21 protein-coding genes are annotated in these 20,572 nt (G+C 47.9%); 9 read left to right on the top strand and 12 right to left on the bottom strand.

Annotated features, from left to right (window positions below):
- Positions 1-76: 76 nt before the first annotated feature.
- Positions 77-1,165: an anthranilate phosphoribosyltransferase family protein gene (locus H6F68_RS07645; RefSeq protein ID WP_190557834.1), complete on the top strand. Its 1,089-nt coding sequence runs from the start codon at positions 77-79 to the stop codon at positions 1,163-1,165.
- Here the strand turns inward: H6F68_RS07645 and H6F68_RS07640 are convergent.
- The 7 genes from H6F68_RS07640 to H6F68_RS07610 all read right to left on the bottom strand — a co-directional run bounded on the left by H6F68_RS07640 (position 1,133) and on the right by H6F68_RS07610 (position 7,152).
- Complete coding sequence (locus tag H6F68_RS07640) at positions 1,133-2,041, bottom strand: MBL fold metallo-hydrolase (RefSeq protein ID WP_190557832.1); 909 nt, start codon at positions 2,039-2,041, stop codon at positions 1,133-1,135. The two genes, H6F68_RS07645 and H6F68_RS07640, sit on opposite strands and share 33 nt — an antisense overlap.
- The gene (gene panD / locus H6F68_RS07635) at positions 2,028-2,435 is read right to left on the bottom strand and encodes an aspartate 1-decarboxylase (RefSeq protein ID WP_190557830.1); all 408 of its coding nucleotides are present in this window, start codon (positions 2,433-2,435) and stop codon (positions 2,028-2,030) included. Before panD ends, H6F68_RS07640 begins: the two co-directional genes overlap by 14 nt.
- A gap of 357 nt (positions 2,436-2,792) precedes the next feature.
- Positions 2,793-3,311 carry an inorganic diphosphatase gene (locus tag H6F68_RS07630; RefSeq protein WP_190437442.1) on the bottom strand — a complete coding sequence of 173 codons (519 nt, stop codon included), beginning with the start codon at positions 3,309-3,311 and terminating at the stop codon, positions 2,793-2,795.
- A gap of 715 nt (positions 3,312-4,026) precedes the next feature.
- Positions 4,027-4,389: a resolvase gene (locus tag H6F68_RS07625; RefSeq protein WP_190437445.1), complete on the bottom strand. Its 363-nt coding sequence runs from the start codon at positions 4,387-4,389 to the stop codon at positions 4,027-4,029.
- Positions 4,390-4,462: 73 nt separating this feature from the next.
- On the bottom strand, positions 4,463-6,253 hold the full coding sequence (locus H6F68_RS07620; RefSeq protein ID WP_190557952.1) for an ABC transporter ATP-binding protein: 1,791 nt from the start codon (positions 6,251-6,253) through the stop codon (positions 4,463-4,465).
- Positions 6,254-6,400: 147 nt separating this feature from the next.
- Positions 6,401-6,760, bottom strand: a complete 360-nt coding sequence (locus H6F68_RS07615; protein WP_190437446.1) for a carbon dioxide-concentrating mechanism protein CcmK — start codon at positions 6,758-6,760, stop codon at positions 6,401-6,403.
- A gap of 80 nt (positions 6,761-6,840) precedes the next feature.
- Positions 6,841-7,152 (bottom strand): BMC domain-containing protein, encoded by a 312-nt coding sequence (locus H6F68_RS07610; RefSeq protein ID WP_190437449.1) that lies wholly within the window; start codon positions 7,150-7,152, stop codon positions 6,841-6,843.
- A gap of 485 nt (positions 7,153-7,637) precedes the next feature.
- On the opposite strand from H6F68_RS07610, the gene H6F68_RS07605 reads away from it, so the two are divergent.
- Entirely contained in the window at positions 7,638-8,429 is a 792-nt protein-coding gene (locus H6F68_RS07605) for a cobyrinic acid a,c-diamide synthase (RefSeq protein WP_190557828.1), read from the top strand.
- Positions 8,430-8,508: 79 nt separating this feature from the next.
- On the opposite strand, the gene H6F68_RS07600 is transcribed toward H6F68_RS07605, so the two are convergent.
- The 4 genes from H6F68_RS07600 to H6F68_RS07585 all read right to left on the bottom strand — a co-directional run bounded on the left by H6F68_RS07600 (position 8,509) and on the right by H6F68_RS07585 (position 12,207).
- Complete coding sequence (locus H6F68_RS07600) at positions 8,509-10,443, bottom strand: ABC-F family ATP-binding cassette domain-containing protein (RefSeq protein WP_190557826.1); 1,935 nt, start codon at positions 10,441-10,443, stop codon at positions 8,509-8,511.
- Positions 10,444-10,600: 157 nt separating this feature from the next.
- Positions 10,601-10,987 (bottom strand): hypothetical protein, encoded by a 387-nt coding sequence (locus tag H6F68_RS07595; RefSeq protein WP_190557824.1) that lies wholly within the window; start codon positions 10,985-10,987, stop codon positions 10,601-10,603.
- A gap of 156 nt (positions 10,988-11,143) precedes the next feature.
- The gene (locus tag H6F68_RS07590) at positions 11,144-11,887 is read right to left on the bottom strand and encodes a Nif3-like dinuclear metal center hexameric protein (protein WP_242065396.1); all 744 of its coding nucleotides are present in this window, start codon (positions 11,885-11,887) and stop codon (positions 11,144-11,146) included.
- Between the two features lie 77 nt (positions 11,888-11,964).
- Positions 11,965-12,207 carry a hypothetical protein gene (locus H6F68_RS07585; RefSeq protein WP_190557822.1) on the bottom strand — a complete coding sequence of 81 codons (243 nt, stop codon included), beginning with the start codon at positions 12,205-12,207 and terminating at the stop codon, positions 11,965-11,967.
- Between the two features lie 263 nt (positions 12,208-12,470).
- Here H6F68_RS07585 and H6F68_RS07580 point away from each other — a divergent pair, with 263 nt between their 5' ends.
- Both H6F68_RS07580 and H6F68_RS07575 read left to right on the top strand, forming a co-directional pair.
- On the top strand, positions 12,471-12,722 hold the full coding sequence (locus H6F68_RS07580; RefSeq protein ID WP_190557820.1) for a hypothetical protein: 252 nt from the start codon (positions 12,471-12,473) through the stop codon (positions 12,720-12,722).
- Between the two features lie 141 nt (positions 12,723-12,863).
- Complete coding sequence (locus H6F68_RS07575) at positions 12,864-13,766, top strand: alpha/beta fold hydrolase (protein WP_190557818.1); 903 nt, start codon at positions 12,864-12,866, stop codon at positions 13,764-13,766.
- A 66-nt stretch (positions 13,767-13,832) separates the two neighbouring features.
- On the opposite strand, the gene H6F68_RS07570 is transcribed toward H6F68_RS07575, so the two are convergent.
- Positions 13,833-14,036, bottom strand: coding sequence for a DUF2949 domain-containing protein (locus tag H6F68_RS07570; RefSeq protein ID WP_190437468.1), 204 nt, complete (start codon positions 14,034-14,036; stop codon positions 13,833-13,835).
- Positions 14,037-14,604: 568 nt separating this feature from the next.
- Between H6F68_RS07570 and H6F68_RS07565 the strand changes: the two genes are divergently transcribed.
- The 5 genes from H6F68_RS07565 to H6F68_RS07545 all read left to right on the top strand — a co-directional run bounded on the left by H6F68_RS07565 (position 14,605) and on the right by H6F68_RS07545 (position 20,571).
- Positions 14,605-15,924: a TIGR04283 family arsenosugar biosynthesis glycosyltransferase gene (locus H6F68_RS07565; RefSeq protein ID WP_313930054.1), complete on the top strand. Its 1,320-nt coding sequence runs from the start codon at positions 14,605-14,607 to the stop codon at positions 15,922-15,924.
- A gap of 189 nt (positions 15,925-16,113) precedes the next feature.
- Entirely contained in the window at positions 16,114-17,079 is a 966-nt protein-coding gene (arsM, locus tag H6F68_RS07560; protein ID WP_190437469.1) for an arsenosugar biosynthesis arsenite methyltransferase ArsM, read from the top strand.
- Positions 17,080-17,102: 23 nt separating this feature from the next.
- Positions 17,103-18,218, top strand: coding sequence for an inorganic phosphate transporter (locus H6F68_RS07555; RefSeq protein ID WP_190557816.1), 1,116 nt, complete (start codon positions 17,103-17,105; stop codon positions 18,216-18,218).
- A gap of 86 nt (positions 18,219-18,304) precedes the next feature.
- A complete protein-coding gene (gene arsS / locus H6F68_RS07550; RefSeq protein WP_190557814.1) occupies positions 18,305-19,306 on the top strand; it encodes an arsenosugar biosynthesis radical SAM (seleno)protein ArsS in 1,002 nt (333 codons plus the stop codon).
- Between the two features lie 92 nt (positions 19,307-19,398).
- Positions 19,399-20,571: a SpoIID/LytB domain-containing protein gene (locus H6F68_RS07545; RefSeq protein WP_190557811.1), complete on the top strand. Its 1,173-nt coding sequence runs from the start codon at positions 19,399-19,401 to the stop codon at positions 20,569-20,571.
- Position 20,572 lies beyond the last annotated feature (1 nt).

The following is a 20,572-nucleotide window of genomic DNA, read 5'->3' as shown; positions in this document are numbered from 1 at the left end:
TTAGCGGTGTTTCTGCCCAATTTCGAGCCAAACACCTGAGAAAACATCTAAAGACCGTTTTACTTGAGCTGCGACCATGAGCGATGCATTTAGAGAACTACTGCGGAAAGTTGGCAGTGGCCCCCATACGGGGAAGAATTTGGATCGCTTAGAAGCAGCCGCAGCCACCCGCATGATGTTGCTCCAAGAGGCGACTCCAGCCCAAATTGGAGCCTTTATGATCGCTCACCGCATCAAGCGACCGACCGGAGAAGAATTGGCAGGCATGCTCGATGCCTATGCGGAACTAGGCCCCCAGTTGCAGCCTTTAGGCTCAGAGCAGACTGTACTCGTGCTTAGCTCCCCTTACGACGGGCGATCGCGCACTGCTCCCATTAGCCCCCTCACCGCGTTGATCGTGGCGGCAGCAGGCTACCCTGTGATTATGCATGGGGGCGATCGCATGCCCACCAAGCAAGGATTGCCACTGGTTGAGGTTTGGCAAGGGTTAGGAATTGATTGGACTCGGTTGACCCTAGAGCAAGTGCAGCAAGTGTTAGCTACTACTCAACTCGGTTTTGTTTACCTGCCCCAACATTTTCCTCAGGCTCATGGTCTGGTGCCTTACCGCGACCAGATTGGCAAACGCCCGCCCTTCGCTACGCTAGAGCTACTTTGGGGGCCTTATGCTGGAAGCGCCAATATTGTGTCTGGTTTTGTCCATCCGCCCACTGAAGTCATGCTCCAAGATGCCTTTCAGTTGCGAGGGTTTCCTGCTTATTTCACGACAGTCAAAGGATTAGAAGGCAGTTGTGACTTACCGCGCGATCGCACAGCGATCATCGGTTTGGGACAGGGCGGCGTTGATTTCTCCTTAGAGCGCTTGCTGCTGGCTCCCCGCGATTACGATTTTGCTGGCATAGATGTGCCTCTAGGGGAAACGACTCAGCTCATAGCTGAGATGCAGGCAGTTTTGCAAGGCGATCGCTCTGAACTGGCGCGATCGGCAATTTGGAATGGGGGATTTTATCTCTGGCGCTGTGGCGCTTGTGCAGACTTAGCCACAGGCTTAACCCAAGCCGAAGCACTACTCACCCAAGGACAAGCAGCAGCTCAACTACAAAAAGTGCAACAGGCAATAGCAGGGCTAGCATCAGATCTCCAGGATCATGCCTTCGCGGGCTAATAATCCGCTGGGAAATACTGCTTTTAGTTGCTCACCCACTTGGTCTAAAAAGTTATCGTCATGAGTGGGGTCATGGTGAAACATCGCAACACGCTTTACATCCGCTGCTTGGGCCACCGCGACTCCAGCCTGCCAAGTAGAATGCCCCCAGCCTACCTTGGGAGTCTTAGCGTCGTGATACTCTTGGTCGGTGTAGCAAGCATCGTAAATTAATAAATCAGCATCACGAGCCAAGTGGAGCAGACTTTCATCTAGGTGATCGGGGAAATGCTCCGTATCAGTGGCATAAACCACTGTTCGACCTTGCCAAGTCACTCGATAACCCATTGCGGTATTCGGATGATTCAACGAACCTGTTTCGATCGTGATGTCATCTAGCGTGAATGCATCTCCAGGGGTTAAGTCATAAAACTTGAGGTCTGACTGCATTACCTGAATTGGCACCGGAAAGTTAGGGTGCAGCATTTGATCGCTCAGACGCTGCTTCATCGTCGCCCCGTTCGGCGCGATCGCCCCGTAGATGTGAAAGCAATTACCGGGAACGAAAGCGGGGGTAAAGAAAGGAAACCCTTGAATATGATCCCAGTGAGAGTGAGTAAACAGCATGTAAGCTTCTACTGGCATCTCCTTGAGCAGTTCCCGACCTAAAACCCTTAGGCCAGTGCCACCATCAAAGATTAGCCGCTTACCGCCCACCCGCATTTCAACACAGGACGTGTTGCCGCCATAGCGAACCGTTTCAGCTCCAGGAGCTGGGATGCTGCCACGGACACCCCAGAATTGCACTAGAAACTCCTGAGAGCCAACGCTTGGAGTCTGGGCGTCTGACTCGTAGGCAGACGATGAGTTCTGAGGGACTGAATTAGACTCTGACATCTTCGATCAAACCAGGCCTTGGTAGCATGTGATTGTATCGGAGCACTTCCGCTAGCCGATTGTGCTCGTCCACCAAAATCACCGTAGGACAGTGAGTTTGGGCTTCGGCAGCATCAAACTGTGCGTAAGTCATAATAATGACGCGATCGCCTTTCATACCCAGACGAGCAGCGGCACCATTTAGTTCAACTGCTCCAGAATTAGCTGGGGCTGGAATTGCATAGGTAATGAGTCGCTCGCCGTTAGCCACGTTGACCACTTGCACTTGCTCATAAGGGAAAATTCCCGCTGCATCCAATAAAACCTCATCAATACTGATGCTACCCACATAATTGAGGTTGGCAGCAGTGAGTGTGCAACTGTGAATTTTGGCTAAGAGGAGCGTCCGATGCATAGTAGAGGAAAGTCTTCTAAAGGAAAGAGTTTAAAGCCTCAGGTCACCCAAACACCTTAATTAATTATGAACACTCTCGTTTCGTCTATACTGGCACAAGTTATTAAGGTCGGGAAGACTTTGGGATTAACTAAGTAAATACTAGTAGGCAAATATTAAGAGTTGGCACTTCACTGGCTTTACTGGCTGAGCTAATATCCCTCGTAATTGTGTTCACAGTTCAAACCTTATTTACCTACGGCACCCCTCTCCTGTAGGAGAGGGGCGAGGAAGAGATTAGCTCAAGTTAATATCTCAGCCTTAGCTCCATGACTCTTAATAAGTACTAGAGCCTCAGTAAGTGCTAGAGCCAGAATCTTAGCCTTTTTCACTTCCAGCTTTGATGCACTCCTCAACTAGAGGCATCACTTGGTCTACGTCTTTCCAGCCCAAGATTTCGGTGACTTTTTTCTCCAGATTCTTGTAGGTTCTGAAGAACTCCGCAATCTCGTCTAGGCGGTGTTGAGCAATGTCTTTGAGAGATTTCACATGAGCGTAACGTGGGTCTTTGTCAGGAACGCAAAGAATTTTTTCGTCGCGATCGCCCCCATCAATCATTTCTAACATCCCGATCGGACGAGCAGTAATGACGCACCCTGGAAAAGTGGGCTGATCCATGATCACCATGCCATCGAGAGGGTCGCCATCATCTGCCAAGGTATTGGGCACAAAGCCGTAGTCGTATGGATACTGGACAGAGGCGTAGAGGACGCGATCGAGCGCCATGGCTTGCAGGTCTTTATCGAACTCGTACTTGTTTTTGCTGCCCGCAGGAATTTCAATTAGGACGTTGATCAAACCTGCTTTAGGTTGTGCAGGAATGCGCGATAAGTCCACAGTATTTCTCCAAGTTAACAAGATGACGGTCAATTGAAAGCAGATGTCAGCAGACATCTTGGCATTGACTGAATTAGCCAAACCAAACAAATGCAGGCAGAGCGAAAAGTTTTGCTAGAAAACTCTTCACTTTACTGCGACTTAACTAAGTACCCTAGACTTGGCTCAGCCACCACAATGTAGTGTCTAGCCAGTCCGTACTAGTTACTAGCATTTTAGGGGAATACGGTTAACGCCGAACTGACAATCCGGCACTCACAGCCATAATGGCTACAGCTAGGACAGAGAACCGTTGCTGAATCGGAAATTAAGGGCATGACTCTCGGCTCGATCTGGTTCAAGCTCACCATGATGTCTGCGGCTTAAAACTGTCCCAATTTGGGCTTCTATTACTTACATTAGTTCTCCTAATCCCTTGGCCCCGGTAATGAGTAGGTCTGCTGCGGCTGCAAGGGTTCTGTTCTGTTAGGCGAATAATGAGCAATCACGTAAATTGGTAAAGTCAAGGTCAACAAGGCAATTGCAGTGCCAACAACATCTGCCAATCTATGACTAGATCGGCCAGGAGGGTTGGCGGATTGGCCACCTGATTCCATAAAGGGCTTAGTTTTTAACTAACTCTGATAGGTTAACTTGGGTGAGGGCTGGGTCGTCAGCCCCTCTAGATATAATTTTAGCTATTCCCACAGAGTGGACTGTCTTGCAGCCTACAGTCTCAAGAATTTACGTTAGAGCTTTGAGATTTCAACAACTGATGGATACTCTTGAGTTCTGCTAAGATTGCCCGCAAGACTTCAAGACTAGCGTTTTGGGCTGACTCTTGCACCTCAATGGTAACCTGCCGAATTCCTAAAACATCTTTGGCAAACCGAGCCACTTCGTTGGGGTGAAACAAGAGTGGATCGTTAGGATTTAAGCGCAATTCTGGATTGAGACGCTTGGGATCGTAAGGAGAGTTCAATTCCTGTGGATCAGTATTGGCATATCGATACACAGAGGCTCGTGATCGATTCAACGCTTTCTGTACTGCTTCCACATCCATCAACTCAGGCTGAGCCATTCCAACTTCGAGTTCCATGCGTCAATTTCTAATGGATGAACTACTGGATTAACTTAAGGCTTGTATTAACTTAAGATTGACAATCTCAATCTTACGCTCTTAAGCCCGTCTGGACGCGCCACAAGCTAGCGTAAATGCCTGAGCGGTCTAGCAATTGTTCGTGTCGCCCTTTTTCAACTAAGCGACCTTGCTCCATGACGTAAATGCAGTCAGCATTCCGCACTGTTGAGAGACGATGGGCGATCGCGATAGTAGTGCGGTTTTGAGTAATTGTTTCTAGGGATTTCTGGATCGCGGCTTCGGTTTCGTTGTCCACCGCAGAGGTGGCTTCGTCCAGAATCAAAATGGGTGGGTCTTTGAGCACAGCACGAGCGATCGCGAGACGTTGCCGCTGGCCTCCAGATAACTTTTGGCCGCGTTCACCCACAATCGTGTCGTAACCCTGAGGTAATTGCATGATGAAGTCGTGAGCTTCGGCGACTCTGGCTGCTGCAATAATTTCGTCCCAATTGGCTTCGGGGCTGCCATAGGCAATGTTTTCTCTAACCGTACCGTGAAAGAGAAATACGTCTTGGCTCACTAAGCCGATCGCGCCTCGCAAGTCCTGTAGTTGCAAATCCTGTAGAGGAATTCCATCCAGCGTGATTGTCCCCGATTGAATTTCGTACAGGCGCAGCAGCAATTTAACTAGGGTACTTTTCCCAGACCCTGTAGAACCGACAATGGCGATGGTTTTTCCGGCGGGGATGTGTAGGGACAAATCCTCAATTACAGGTTGGCGATCGCGATAAGCAAACGTGACGTGTTGCAAATCCACTTCGCCGCGCACCGATTTCACAGGCAGAGATAAATGGCCCGAATGAATTTCAATTGGGGTATCGAGAAGATTCATCACGCGGTTGGTCGAAGCCATTGCCCGCTGGTATTGGTCCAGGGTTTCACCCAAGCGAGTCAGCGGCCAGAGTAAGCGTTGCGTCAAAAATACCATGACGCTGTAACTCCCCACTGAGAGTCTGCCAGCCACCGCCTCCATGCCACCCAACAGAAGAATGGCAATAAAGCCAAACAAGATGATGATGCGAATCAGCGGCACAAAGGCGGCACTGAGCCGAATGGCCCGGTAGTTGCTGCAACGATAGCCTTCACTTTCCGTTGCAATGCGCGATCGCTCATACTGCTCGGTCGTAAAGCTTTTAATCGTCGTAATACCGCTGAGGTTGTTAGAAAGCTGACCGTTGAGCAAGCCAACTTTCTCACGCACCTCGGCATAGCGGGGGGCCAAACGTTTCTGAAAGGCGATCGATCCCCACAGAATAAACGGCATGGGCAACATGGCGAGCCAAGCCACACTAGGAGCCAGGATAAAAAAGGCTCCTCCAATAATCACAACTGTGGTAGCAACTTGGAGCACTTCGTTAGCGCCAAAATCCAAGAACCGCTCTAGTTGGTTAACGTCATCGCTGAGAATCGACATTAAGCCGCCAGTGCTACGTTCCTCAAAAAAGGCTAGCTCTAGGTTCTGGAGGTGGCCGTAGGCATCTAAGCGCAGGTCATGTTGAATGTTTTGCGCCAAGTTGCGCCACAGCCGAGCATAGGCATACTCAAACGCTGATTCCAAACCCCAAATCACAGCGCTGAGAACCGATAAAATTACTAACTGCCCAAAGACATCTCGGACGCCAAACTGGGCCAGCCAAGAATTTTGTTTTTGTACCACCACATCAACCGCCGCCCCGATCAGAGCAGGCGGAGCTAAATCAAAGATTTTGTTCAGGATGGAGCAGGCGATCGCCCAGCGGATTTGTGAGTGATACCGATGCCCATACTGAATCAGGCGCTGTAGCGGGTGCTGTGAGTGGGATTGTCTGGGTTGCTGAGGCATGCGGTGTTGCGATCGCAAAGAAAAAAACAGCGACAAGCCGTAGAGGTCGCTGCAAGTTTCTCAGACCCTGGAACCCAACAGCAAAATAGCTCAGATGGCAGTCGCTGACAAAAACTAAGATAACGAATTGGCAGAGCTGGTAACAGCTTAGCCCCGGGGCGCGATGGGGCGATTAACGGCATCGCGGTACTGTTGCACTTCGTTGGTGTACCCGATGGGTAGCACTGCTTCCACGTTTTCATGAGGGCGAGGAATAATCACCCAAGTCTCTAAGGCACCGCCATAAACAGTTTCTACGGCTTCAATACCAGCTGCCATAGCAGTTTTAACTTCTGATACATCCCCACGAATGTTAACAGTGAAACGAGCACTACCCGCTCGGATGTAGCCCACTAATGTCACGCGGCCTGCTTTGACCATCGCATCGGCGGCAGCCAACACCGCCGGAAAACCTTTCGTCTCAATTGAGCCAACAGCTTGTGCTGAACTACCCGCCTGTGGAGGCATTGCCAATCTCCTGAATTAAAAAGTTAAGTAAGAGAGCTAAAAACCGCTATGGAAATAGTTGAGCCTGATCCCTGTCCTGATTAAAACATGCGGAACGGTTCATCTTGCTCGGTGTAGTGGATGGGGAGCACCTGTTCTACATTCTCCGGAGGATTGGGAATAATGTAGTGGCTAACAACCTCAGCCCCAAATACCTGTTCTACGGATACAATGCCAGCCTCTACAGACCGCTTGACTTCTGAAACTGGCCCCCGGACAGCCACCAGAAACTCACCTCTTTCGGCCAGACCGTAATACACCAGAGTGACTGATGCCGCCTTGACCATGGCATCTGCTGCTGCCAGCACCCCTGGAAACCCTAGTGTTTGAATAACGCCAACTGCCGCTGGCATGGCTAAGCTCCTGAGTCACAGAATACGTGCAATCAATTGTACGAGGCTTCGTCACCAATTGGCATAAATGGACAGCTCCTTTTGCCTGACTTTGGCTTTAGAGGCAGTACTTCTCCGAGTGATTACTAAAGGTGAACTTGCTAAGAAGTTGCTCCGAAGCTATTGATATAGCCGCTAACTCATAGCTAGTCTCGGCCAGGCGATCGTCAACCGAACTTTCACTGATAAAAACTAAAATGCTCGCAAAGACAAGTTGATATTCCAGGTATTTCTCAGGTACACCCTAACCAACCATCTGTTAGATGAATAGATCACTATTAAAGTTTTGATTACTTAATTCCATTAAGAAAATTAATTAGATTCATCAAGATTGGTTACCTACCGTAACGTACTTTTTTGAAGGACCCGAGAAATCTCGCAACTTTATCTACTAGCCAAACCATATACCTTATTTCAGAGCTCAAATCATACAAATGCCTCAGCTTATGACTCAGCGAAAGTCTAGAAAAGACTCCATTGCGAGTTCCCCCATAGCAGAGGGTATTCTGGCTAAGCTGCCCTTAGAAGCACAAAAATGGGCGGAGAGCTTACCCTGGGAACAACGCCGTTATGTCCTATCTTTATGCCATTTGATCTGTGCTACGCCTCCGGAAAAGCAAGCTGAGTTTTTGGATGATTACACCGCTGATGGCTTAGTTTCTAGGGTTTTGCAGGATCGAGACAACAAAGAAAGAGTAAAAGGGTATCTAAACGGGTTTCATATTCATACAGAACTGAGCGAATTAGTTTTAAGAAATTATATTAGGCAATTCTATATTCATTCTGCTCAAGATGCTCATCGCCAACCAGATCTCTATCTAGAATCTGCTCTTAAGTTGGTCACCAATATAGAAGAAAGAAATAACGTCTTCAACTATATCTTGGGCTTTGAGCTCCTTAAAATGATGTTTCGTATGAGTTGGTGGGAGCACGAGAAGCTATATCGACTGCAACGCAACCAAGAAGCATTCATCAAAACCTATATCAAGCCGATTCAAAGAGCGCACGAAATTAACGGCATTATTGTCCCTAGAGATATAGATGTTTTCTTTGCCAAGCGCGATCACTTTATTCAAAAGCCCAAGGTTTCTGACAGGAAGCTCATTGAGTTGGTAATGGCTACTTTCACAACCGACGTGGTGACTAACTTTGGCTTCTCGATTATTCGCCACCTGAAATCTTTCTGTTTCGATTACGAATACATATTTGAACCTGAGCCTGAAGCAATTTTTCAATAGCTCAGCGATCACCTTTCATCCGCACTTTTCATCTATGCGTTTTATCTGCGCTTTCAATCGGCGATCGCACCTTATTGGCTTAAGCAACTAACTCCGCTAACTCCATCCAGCGCTCAGTCGCCTGATCGATCGCCTGGGTCAGTTCTGCTAAGCGTTCCGAGAGTTGTTGCACCTCACTAAAACCAGAAGGTGGGTTATTGTAGAGCGTTTTTTCAATCAATTCTTTCTCCGCTTCCATCTCAGGAATTTTAGTTTCTAGCAGCTCAAATTCACGCTTTTCTTTATAAGAGATTTTTCGTGATTTATCGCTATTTGTCGATTTAGCAGTTGGCTCTGAGGTAGTTGACGCTGCTGGCTGGTCTGGCTTTGCAGCCGCAACTTGCTTGGCTTCCTCTTCTTCTTCCTTTTTCTTGAAGTCTAGATAAACTGAGTAGTTACCGGGGTATTGACGTAGATTTCCGCCCGGTTCTAAGGCAAAAATTGTGTCTATGGCGCGATCGAGAAAATAGCGATCGTGAGAAACAGCAATCACACAACCATTAAAGTCCTCTAAATATTCTTCCAAAACTGCCAATGTTTGTACATCCAAGTCATTGGTTGGTTCATCCAAGATCAGCACATTGGGCGCACTCATCAATATCCGCAGGAGAAATAACCGACGTTTTTCTCCCCCAGAAAGTTTGTGAATCGGAGCATATTGTTGATTGCCAGGAAACAGAAAGCGCTCCAGCATCTGGGAGGCGCTAATTTGGCTGCCATCAGCGACTTTAACGAACTCTCCCACTTCCTTGATGTAGTCGATTACCCGCTGATCTTCGTTGAGAGCGGTCAACAACTCTTCTGAGTGTTGGTCAAAATAGCCAATGTGAATGGTAGAACCGATTTCGACGGTACCTACGTCTGGCTGCACCCGCCCAGTGATGATGTTCATCAGCGTAGACTTTCCTGCCCCATTGCCGCCAATGATGCCCACGCGGTCTTCAGGGTTGAAGTTGTAGGTGAAGTCCTTAATTAAGGTGCGGTCATCGTAGGCTTTAGAGATATTAACTAAGTCAATCACTTTTTTGCCAATGCGACGGCCTGGGGTGGATATTTCCACTTTGCCTGGGCCTTGCTTGAATTCCTGCGATCGCATGTCTTGAATGCGCTGAATCCGAGCTTTTTGCTTTGTACTGCGAGCTTTGGGACCACGCTTCAACCACTCTAGTTCTCGACGCAAAACTCCTTGGTGCTTCCGCTGAGTGCTAACGGCAGATTCCTCAGCTAGGGCTTTTTTCTCTAGGTAGTAGGAATAATTACCGGAGTAACTATAAAGATCCCCTCGATCAATCTCGATGATGCGATTAGTCACGCGATCGAGAAAGTAGCGATCGTGAGTAATCAAGAGCAACGCACCCCGAAAGCGATTGAGATAGCTTTGCAACCATTCCACAGAGAGCGCATCTAAGTGGTTGGTAGGCTCATCCATCAGCAACACATCGGGACCAGCCATCAAAGCAGCCGCTAGGGCAATTCGCTTCCGGTAGCCGCCCGAAAGCGAGCCAATTCTAGCTTCAAAATCTTCAATTCCCAGTTTGGTCAAAATAATTTTGGCTTGGGTCTCTAGTTCCCAAGCGCCTACAGTATCCATGCGCTGCGAAACAACGGATAACTGAGCCATCAACTGATTCGCATCACCGTGGCCATGCGCTAGTTTGTCCGAAAGCTCCTCATACTCTCGCACCAGCGCCATTCCTTCTCCGCTGTCAGCAAAAACTTGCTCTAGAACGGTGTACTCTTCATTCAGGTCAGGCTGCTGGGGTAAGTAAACAATTTTGATACTAGAATTGACCAGAATTTGTCCAGCATCAATCGGTTCTAGCCCTGCAATCATCTTTAGGAGAGTAGATTTGCCAGAGCCATTGGTGCCAATCAGACCAACTTTATCGTCAGCATTAAGGCTGAAGCTGGCATCTTTGAGGATTTCCTTAATGCCAAAGTCTTTCTGAACCGACTGTAGTGTGAAGATACTCATGGAGCTGCTGGACCAAGCAAAATTGAAGACTAGGTGGAGCAATTAAATCTTACCGACAAAACTTTTGGCAAGAATTGAATTGCCCCAGCTTCAATAGTAAACGTTGCAACCTAGAGAATTTGTTTTTTCATGAGCTCCCCAGCTAATGCTACTTTCGTCAGGCTTCTGACTTGTGCGCGTAGTAGCTGGAAATATGCTCATAGACATGCTCTGGAAACTCTAGCTCCTTATACACATTGCAAGCGTCGGGATCATTGGCATCTGGGCAAATGGGGAAGTCTTGCTGCTGTTGCCATTCCAAAATGCGATCGCGCTTGGGCGGATTGTAGTCTTTACCCTGCACTTGCTGAAACAACGCCTTGGCATCGGTTTCGCTGCAATCAGGCGCTTTTTGCAAATAACTGATCAGTTCGTCTTCTTCCATAAAATGACGCGCGATCATGGCGAATGTCAACTTGCCATAGTGACCAATATCTTGGCCTGCATCTAAAGCATCTAAGAGATGCACCATCATCTTGCTTTTACGGAGTTCTTCAACTGGCATAAATTCAAATTTCCTGGGAGATCAATTTTGGTTGAGATCGCTACTTGGTGCCTCGGCTAAAGCTCACCTAGCGACTTGGCCACTTCTTTTATAAAGGGTTTAAGAAGAACAGCCGTCTTCCAGAAGAAGGTGATCTTGATAGTACAAAAATACTGCTTAAGATGGGGGTAAAATGACTTGCAACTCTGGCCAGCGATCGCGTAGAACTCCAGCCAACGCTTGCAATCCCCACTCTTCACTACGACGATGCCCTACCACAATGACATTGATCCCCGTTTCTAAAACAGCAGAGCGGGCTGGCTGGCGAAATTGCCCTGTAATGTAAATCTCTGCGCCACGTGTTTTGGCATCTCGCACTAAAGTCTCTGTCATAGCTCCCACAACCGCGACTTTTGTGACTGTCTGGGATAAACCTCTTTCTACTGCTTCGCAACCGCTAAATACTTGTTGTACGCGATCGCAAAAACTCTCAAAACATTGAGATGAAGCACTACCTAGCATGCCGATCGGTCGTCCAGCTTTTTGGCCCAAGACTTCTAGATCAAAGAGGCCCAAAGTGTTGGCGAGCAAAGGATTGAAGCCAAGAGTCATCTGCTCATCGAAGGCTAAGTGGTAGGCTACTACTCCTACATGCGCCGGGACTTGATCTCCTTCAAGCTTCCAAGGCCGATGCAAAAATAACGCATCTATCTCTGTTTCAGTTGTCCATTCTGCCAAATCGGACCAAGGCTCTAAAGCTAAGCCTAAGCGCTGAATGGGGCGAGTTGAAGGTCGATAAATACCACCGGGATCAAGCTCAAATTGATGAACTCGCAAGAATTGATCTAGAAATTCAGCTAGTTGCGCTAGATAAATCATAAAGAAGACATATAGTAGCGATCGCAGTTGTACCCCAAGCAACGCCTAATTTCTACCAAATCACGGCTGCGGCGATAAAGTTGCAGTACACAGATCCACTGGCTGTCATAATTGGCTAGCTAGTGTAAAGAGTCGCTATAGTTCAGTATTTTGAAGTTCTCCAAAACTGCTAAATGCGATACCATGTACCCGACGGCAGAAATAAAGTTGAAGGAGATCTCTTTTGGTGTCCGTCTTGCTAACCGCTTCAAGGTGGACAATTGCTCAAAATTAGCCAGCACAGCAGTTTGAGGCTTAAATAAAGAGCGATCGCGCTGCAAATCCTCCGGAAAACACATTAATGCAGGTGTGGATTTAATCAAGGCCTTACTCAGGTATCTCTAAAGATGAGGGCGTAAAACTACCGAATTCTACACAAAGAGACTAGAGACTTACTGCTTACCAGGGTAGAAATACAGTAGAGGTTCCAGCCAGATCGTTTTAATCTCAAGACAGTTAAGGAACCGCGCAGCAATCGCTTCTAGAGCCAAGAAAAAGAACCGCAACACTCTATAACCAGGCTGCCCTCGCTATCCAAGTATCTCAGCCGCAACAACTGGATTTACCTAATCCGCAGGAGAAACCAATGAGAGATTTTGTTTTGGACGCTCCCAACCAAGAACGCTACACCTACTTCATTGCGTTATATGGCCGGGACTACCAACAACGGACAGGTTTGCTGCACATCAAGCATGATTTCGGTGATTCGATTCGTGACCTACATGCTCTAATCAGAAGCAGACTAAACGAAGTTTTAGGTGAAGAAACTCCTTCTTGCTATCACATCTTGGCGTTAGCTGCCCCAGAACCGATTCCCTGCCCAGCTCCCACTAACTAAACGGCCCTTAGTGCACATTTGAATCTGTAATCGCTACATGCAAACTCGGCCTTTGAGCTTTTAAGCTCTATACCACTCTCAAACTCTTAATTCGTCTGAAATTTACCAAAATTGACCAGGTTGCGAGGTAAACTGGAGCTTATGCTCACCAGTTTTCTTCCGCCTTCAGTTAAAAACCTGACTGAACCCGCTTCGATTGCTCTAGCCCAAAGCATCGAATGCCAAGGTATTCCTACCCCCCTATGCTCACAGGCGATCGCGACAGCCTATGTTCATCAGGGCAGTGGTGGCACTCCAATTTTGTTACTGCACGGCTTTGACAGCTCTGTTTTTGAGTTTCGTCGGCTTCTGCCCCTTCTAGCGGCTCAATCTGAAACCTGGGCTGTAGATTTATTAGGATTTGGATTTACCGATCGCACGGCAGGACATCCCTTTAGCCCCACGGCAATTAAGACTCACCTCTATTCCTTCTGGAAAACTCTGATCAATCAGCCTGTGATTCTAGTCGGCGCTTCGATGGGAGGAGCCGCCGCTATAGATTTCACGCTCGCCTACCCCGAATGCGTGCAAAAACTAGTACTGATTGATAGTGCAGGCTTTAGAAGTGGGCCAGCCTTGAGCAAGTTTTTAGTAGCACCCATAGCCCATCTGGCCGCAGGAATTCTTCGCAGTCCCAAAGTTCGCGATCGCATTAGCCGCACCGCCTACTACGACCCCACCTTTGCTTCTCCAGACGCTCAACTCTGTGCAGCTTTACACCTCGAAGTACCTGGTTGGCGTGAGGCACTTGCTGCTTTTACTCAAAGTGGCGGTTATGGTTCTTTCAGCAACAAAATAGCGCACATTCAGCAGCAGACGCTGATTTTGTGGGGAGAGGCTGACAAGATTCTCGGAACTAAGGACGCTACTCAATTCCAGCAGGCGATCGCCAACAGTCAGCTCATTTGGATTCCCGAATGTGGTCATGTGCCGCATTTAGAAAAGCCTCAGCTCACTGCCCAATATATTCTTGAGTTCGGTCACGTTGAGTCTGGCCAGATCTAATTTGGGCAGGCGTAAAGTGCGATCGCGTCAGTACTAATCTAGCGACCTGATCATCTCCAAGAGACTTCAGACAGGCGCACTAGCTAGCCAGTCAAAAACTTGTTCTAGTTGCTCCAGGGAAATGAGGCCGTATTGCCAAAGGATAATGGGCAGCGAACCAGATTCCTGCTCACATCGTCGTAGAGCCAACGACATGGAAGCAGCGGAAACTGCGAGTTCGTCTTGCAGAAAGTTAATGAGTTGAGCTTTACTGCGTCCGGTTTCAATCATGGAATATTCACCTCCTTTCCTGACAACAGTTTCGGTTGAGCAATTTTGAATCAAGTTGTATTTAGGCGCTTGCTGTTAGGACAAGTTATCACTTTTGGTGCCAAACAGATCACTTGTCTTTAAACTCTGTGTCGAAGCTTTATAGGAATGAGCAATCTTGATGAAATACCGATTACTGATTGAGCGATCGCAAGTTGATATCTTAAAACAGGTGAAGACAATAGAACAGTAAGCCGACTATTCTCTACTAAAATTTTACAGTTTGAAAAATTATCTTAAAAGTTAATGATCTAGCGCGGTAGTTCCTCAAAAAATAATTGTGGCCATTATCCTACAAATGGACAACAAATGGTGCCTCATCCGACTGAATTACCTGACTAGGTGATTTTGGAGAGCATCAAACCGATTGGCACTAGGCATACAGCAGCTTTAAATGATTTATGAAGTTGGTGGGTTATGCGAGGCACACCGCATTTAAGAATCGCTATATTATATTTCCAGCTAACAGAGAGTTTTGGCTGGAGAAACTTAATCAATTGCGCCAGTGTAGGATAAGTAGCTGTACTCAGTGGCGACAGCAGTGAGAGAACGCCTGATTATTTTTACGCGTTATCCTGAACCTGGCAAAACGAAAACGCGACTGATTCCTGCGCTAGGGCCAGAGAGGGCGGCGATTTTGCAACAGCGCATGACAGAACATACATTGGCGCAAGCCCGAATACTCCAGTCAAGTTCACCCATTGATTTAGAGGTGCGATTCACAGGTGGTAATGTCGGCCTGATGCGATCCTGGTTAGGACACGATTTGACTTACCGATCGCAAGGTGAAGGAGACTTAGGACAACGGATGGCCCAGGCTTTCCAATCTGCTTTTCGAGCCGGGATGCTGCGCGTGGTGATTGTGGGAATTGATTGCCCCGATTTAAATATGGTCATTCTCGGCAAAGCATTTCAGGAATTACAGCAGCATGATCTAGTATTAGGCCCTGCTACCGATGGCGGCTATTACTTGATTGGTTTGCGCCTATTTGTCCCAAAATTATTTCAAGGTATTACCTGGAGCACCGATCGCGTCTGGGAGCAAACGATCGCGATCGCCCAACAGCACAGTTTATCTATTGGCTCTTTACCGCCCTTAGATGATATTGATCGTCCTGAAGATTTAGCGATTTGGAAGCGAGTTAGCCAATCATCTATTACTCAGCTCGGTAACGAGAAAATCTCAATTATTATTCCGGTACTCAACGAAGCTGCCGCGATCGCCCAAACTTTAACGGCGGCTCAGCGGGCGACAAATGCAGAAATTATTGTGGTGGATGGTGGGAGTCAAGATGAGACAGTGGCGATCGCGCAATCACTGGGAGCCAAGGTAATCACGACTGCCCCAGGCCGCGCTCAGCAGATGAATGCTGGGGCAAAGGTTGCAACAGGAGAAGTGTTGCTGTTTCTGCATGGAGACACGCTTTTACCTGCTGATTCTGCTACTCAAATTCAGCAAGCTTTAATTTCCCCAGGAGTGATGGCTGGAGCGTTTGCCCTCAGTATTAATAGTGCATTACCAGGAATACGGCTGATTGAGCGGTTAGTGAATTGGCGATCGCGCTACGGGCAAATGCCCTACGGTGACCAAGCTATGTTTCTCCGAGCCAAAACCTTTCAGCAAATGGGTGGCTTTGCTGATTTGCCAATTATGGAAGATTTTGATCTGATGCAACGGTTGAAGCAAAAGGGGGCAATCGCGATCGTTCCTGAGCCAGTTATCACCTCTGGTCGCCGTTGGGCAAGACTCGGCGTGCTCCGAACCACACTGCTCAATCAATTGATCATCTTGGCTTACTTTTTGGGAGTACCGCGCGATCGCTTAGCTCGGTGGTATCGCTCCCATTAAGTCAAAGCATAAAGCTAATCTAACCGCACGCTAAACGTATTTCTGACGTTACACTGACCAGAAGTAGTCATTCACCACAGCGAATTTGTGGGTTCGGGTAGGGCTGAGAAAGTCCATCTAACCAACAAAATTAACCGGGTGAAATCGTAGCCATGAGCTACTGAGGTCAGATCACGAGAGAGGGTTTCTGTGAGTTATCTTGAATCAGTTGCACAGTTTTATAGTGAAGTTGCAGAAACGCCACAGGTGGGGCTTTGCTGTGTGCAAAGTAGCCCCTTGCAACTGCCTGGTCTAAACATTCCTGGCAAGATGCAGGAGATGAACTACGGTTGTGGGACCACCGTACATGCAACAGAACTAGCCGGTAACCCCACTGTTCTTTATGTCGGAGTGGGGGGCGGTTTAGAGGCACTGCAATTTGCCTACTTCTCTCGCCAGCCCGGAGCGGTGATCGCGGTCGATCCGGTTGAGATGATGCGGGAAGCGGCTCGCCAAAATCTACAGATGGCTGCCCAAGAAAATGACTGGTTTGACCCTAGCTTCGTGGAAATTCGGGAAGGAGATGCTTTTCATCTACCCGTTGCCGATGCTTCTGTAGATGTAGTGGCCCAAAACTGTCTGTTTAATATTTTTGAACCTGCCGATCTAGCTAAAGCACTTCAAGAAGTTTATCGAGTCCTGAAACCGGGTGGTCGTCTCTTGATGAGTGATCCGATCGCCACGCGGCCCATTCCAGAGCATCTGCAGCAAGATGAGCGTCTACGGGCTATGTGCTTATCTGGAGCCTTAACTTATGAACGCTATGTTCAGCATCTTGTCCAGGCTGGCTTTGGGCAGGTAGAAATTCGGGCGCGTCGTCCTTACCGTCTGCTCGATCGCCAAAGCTATGGCTTAGAGGAACATCTCTTATTAGAAAGTCTCGATTCAGTTTCCTTTAAAGTGTCAATTCCGGATGATGGAGCCTGCATTTTTACAGGGAAAACCGCCATCTATACGGGGTTAGAACCCTTTTTTGACGACCAAGCAGGGCACGTATTACAACGCGGTCTCCCCGCAGCCGTATGCGACAAAACCGCTGCCAAACTTGCAGCCACCATTCCGGATGTGATTGTGACTTCATCCACTTGGCATTATGACGGTGGTGGTTGCTGTTAGGTGGATCGTTAGAGACAAGCCTCATGCTTTTGTTTGTGCTATTTCTAGCTACTTGCTTTCTTGCATATTCCAATGGAGCCAATGACAACTTCAAAGGAGTTGCTACTCTATTTGGCAGCAAAACCACCAGCTACAAAGTCGCGATCGCTTGGGCTACCCTAACGACATTTTTAGGGTCAATCTGTTCAATTTTTTTAGCGGCAACCCTACTCAAGAACTTTTCTGGTAAGGGGCTAGTGCCTGATGCGATCGCCAGTGCTGCTGACTTTCAATTGTCTATAGCTTTAGGGGCAGGAATCACGGTCATCCTAGCCACCTTCACCGGATTTCCCATTTCTACCACTCATGGCTTAACGGGTGCCTTAGTAGGTGCTGGGTTAGTCGCGATCGGTAGCCAGGTAAATTTTGGTGCTCTAGGAAGCTCGTTTTTGCTGCCTTTATTGGTCAGTCCTGTCCTGGCGATCGTGCTGGGAAGCTTATTGTATGGGCTGTTTCGGACTTTGCGAGTAACCCTTGGCATTAAAAAAGAATGGTGTTTGTGCGTGGGAGAGACTCAGCAGGTGATTCCGATTCCGCAACCAGATGCCACAAATCTGCTCAAGTGTGTGACAACCACCGACCTTGCTGTAGATTCTTTGGACCGTTGTACGCAGCGTTATACAGGTAAGTTTCTAGGGATAAGAAGTCAACAACTGATTAATGCCCTCCACTTTGTCAGTGCTGGGACGGTTAGCTTTGCTAGGGGCTTGAATGATACACCTAAAATCGTCTCCTTGCTGTTGGTCGGGCAAGCCTTCTCTGTGCAATGGGGCATGCTGGCAGTTGGCTTAGGAATGGCGATCGGTGGCTTAATCAACGCTAAAAAAGTTGCCATCACAATGAGCCAAAAAATCACCAACATGAATGCGGGACAAGGTTTTTCGGCCAACTTGGTCACAGCCGCCCTAGTGATTGCTGCGAGTCGCTATGGCTTACCTGTATCAACGACGCATGTTTCAGTGGGTTCGATTTTTGGTGGTGGTTTAATTTCTCGCCAAGCGAACTGGCAGGTGTTTTATCAAATTCTGCTGTCTTGGATTTTAACTTTACCGATCGCAGCCTCCATTAGTGCAGGAAGTTATTTGCTGCTCCATCGCTAGCTTAACGAATCACTCCCTAAACTATGGGTTGTGATTATGTCTACTGTTGCGATCGCTTAGCTCAGGAAACTCTAAAGGAAGAGAGGATGATTCAATCACAATCAAGTTCTAAAACCGTGACTCCTTTCGCGCAAAAGCTGGGTGCTCCCCTCACCAAGCAATCCATTAGCGTTCTCCAAATTAATTTAGGCAGGCGTTGCAATTTAGCTTGTAGCCATTGTCATGTTGAGGCGGGGCCAAAACGCACAGAAGAACTCACGCCCGAAGTGTGTCAGCAATTGATTGAAGTAATTCACCGCTTTTCTCAAATTAAAACCGTTGACCTGACGGGTGGGGCTCCAGAGATGAACTATGGCTTTCGGCCTCTAGTCGAAGCGGCGAGAGCGACGGGCAAAGAAGTGATTGTGCGCTCCAACCTGACCATCTGTTTTGAGCCAGGATTTGAAGATTTGCCTGAATATTTTGCTCAACATCAAGTCAGAATAGTGGCTTCCCTGCCCTGCTATCAAGCAGATAACGTAGATAAAATGCGCGGCAATGGGGTGTTCGATCGCTCTATTCAAGCTCTACAAAAGCTCAATCAATTGGGATATGGCGACAACCCCAACTTAATTCTGGATTTAGTTTATAACCCGCCAATTCCGACCACTGAGAAGTTCTCACTCACACCTAATCAACAGAAACTAGAGCAGGATTATAAAACCTATCTCAAAGAGCAGTTTGGAATTCAATTCAACCAACTATTCACAATTACCAACCTTCCCATTGGTCGAACCAAGTTTCACCTAGATCATCGTCATCTGCATCAGCCTTATTTACAGTTTTTAGAAGACAACTTCAATCCTGCTACTTTAGCCAATTTAATGTGTCGTAACGAACTCTCAATTGATTATTTAGGCAATATTTACGACTGCGATTTTAACCAAATGGAAAACCTGCCCGTTAGAACTGGCACTGGAGAAACACTGACCGTCGCAAAGCTACTGGAAGCTGGGACTCTAGATGTAATTGAAGCTGTTCGTACTGCCAATTTCTGTTATGGTTGTACCGCTGGAAGTGGATCTAGCTGTGGCGGAGCCTTAGTGTAACTGATTCAAAAGCCGAGTTATAGTTGAAAACCGTAGGAATAAATAGCTATAGGCCCAACAGTTAAATAGGAGTCCAGACCTTGAGCCGTTCTATGGTAAAGCCTATCTTTAGCTTGATCCAACGCCGCCCTTGGCCACTAATTCCTGTGCTAGGTATGGTGCCGCTCGTGAGCATTTTGTTGATCAGCCAAAGTCGCCAAAGTGCCCCAGTTGCTCAAGAAACTTCAACAGTCGTTTCGGCTTCACCGACTGCCAATCTCGCAGTTCCGTCTCCCACCACAACGCCAACTGTTGCTAAGAGTGTCGTAAAAACGCCGACTGCCTCTCCCAAAAAATCTGCTCAGAAATCTGGAAGTCCTGCCAAGCCAGCCGCCAACACTAGTCCTGCCTCTGCCGCTAAAAATCCCAAACCACAAGCTAAAGCTAAGTCTACGGCTCCTGCCAAGCAACAAAAAACTTCTAGCCAGGCTAGTGCAGCACCCATCAGTGCTAGTGCCGCAGAGAGATTAGCAGCCGCTAAGTCCTCCACAGCAATCGATAGTGTGCTGGAGATCCAGGTGGCGATCGCGGTAGAAGCTAACTCTTTAGCTGTCGGCACCTCAACACCTGGAGTTATTCTAGACACCAATGGTCAAGTGCTCCGGGAGCTACCTGCCGAATCTGCTTATACTGCTCAGCTCGATGGATCAGGCATCACCTTAAATTCATGGCAGCTTCCCAGTGCGGTCTATATTGAACCCACAGAAGGAGGTTTGGTTTATGTTGGCGATCGCTGGTACCGGGGCCGTTTGCTGCTGATGGTACGACCCAGCGGTTTGTTAGCGGTGAACCATGTTCTATTGCGAGATTATCTCTATAGTGTGGTTGGCGCTGAGGTTTCTCCGAGTTGGCCGATGGCGGCTCTGAAGGCTCAGGCGATCGCGGCTCGCTCCTATGCCTTGACTTATTATTTCAAACCTGCAACCGACTTCTATCACATAGGAGATGATGAACAGTACCAAGTCTATGCGGGTGCCGAAAAAGAAGCAGACAGAACTTATCAAGCGGTAAATGAAACTGCGGGAGAATTTATTAGTTATCGCGGTGGGATTGTAGAGTCGCTCTACGCCGCTTCTGATGACATTGTGATTGATGCGCATGGGGGCCGAGGAATGAGCCAATTAGGAGCCTTGAAGTTGGCGGAGGAAGGATATGATTATCGCCAAATTTTAGGCACCTACTACCCAGGCACAGGACTTGCCCGCATTGAAGTAGATCAAGAATAAA

Source organism: Trichocoleus sp. FACHB-262 (genome assembly GCF_014696035.1).
Taxonomy (GTDB): Bacteria; Cyanobacteriota; Cyanobacteriia; order FACHB-46; family FACHB-46; genus Trichocoleus.
The sequence above is the reverse complement of the archived record's forward strand: the minus strand, read 5'-3'. Positions and strand labels throughout refer to the sequence as shown.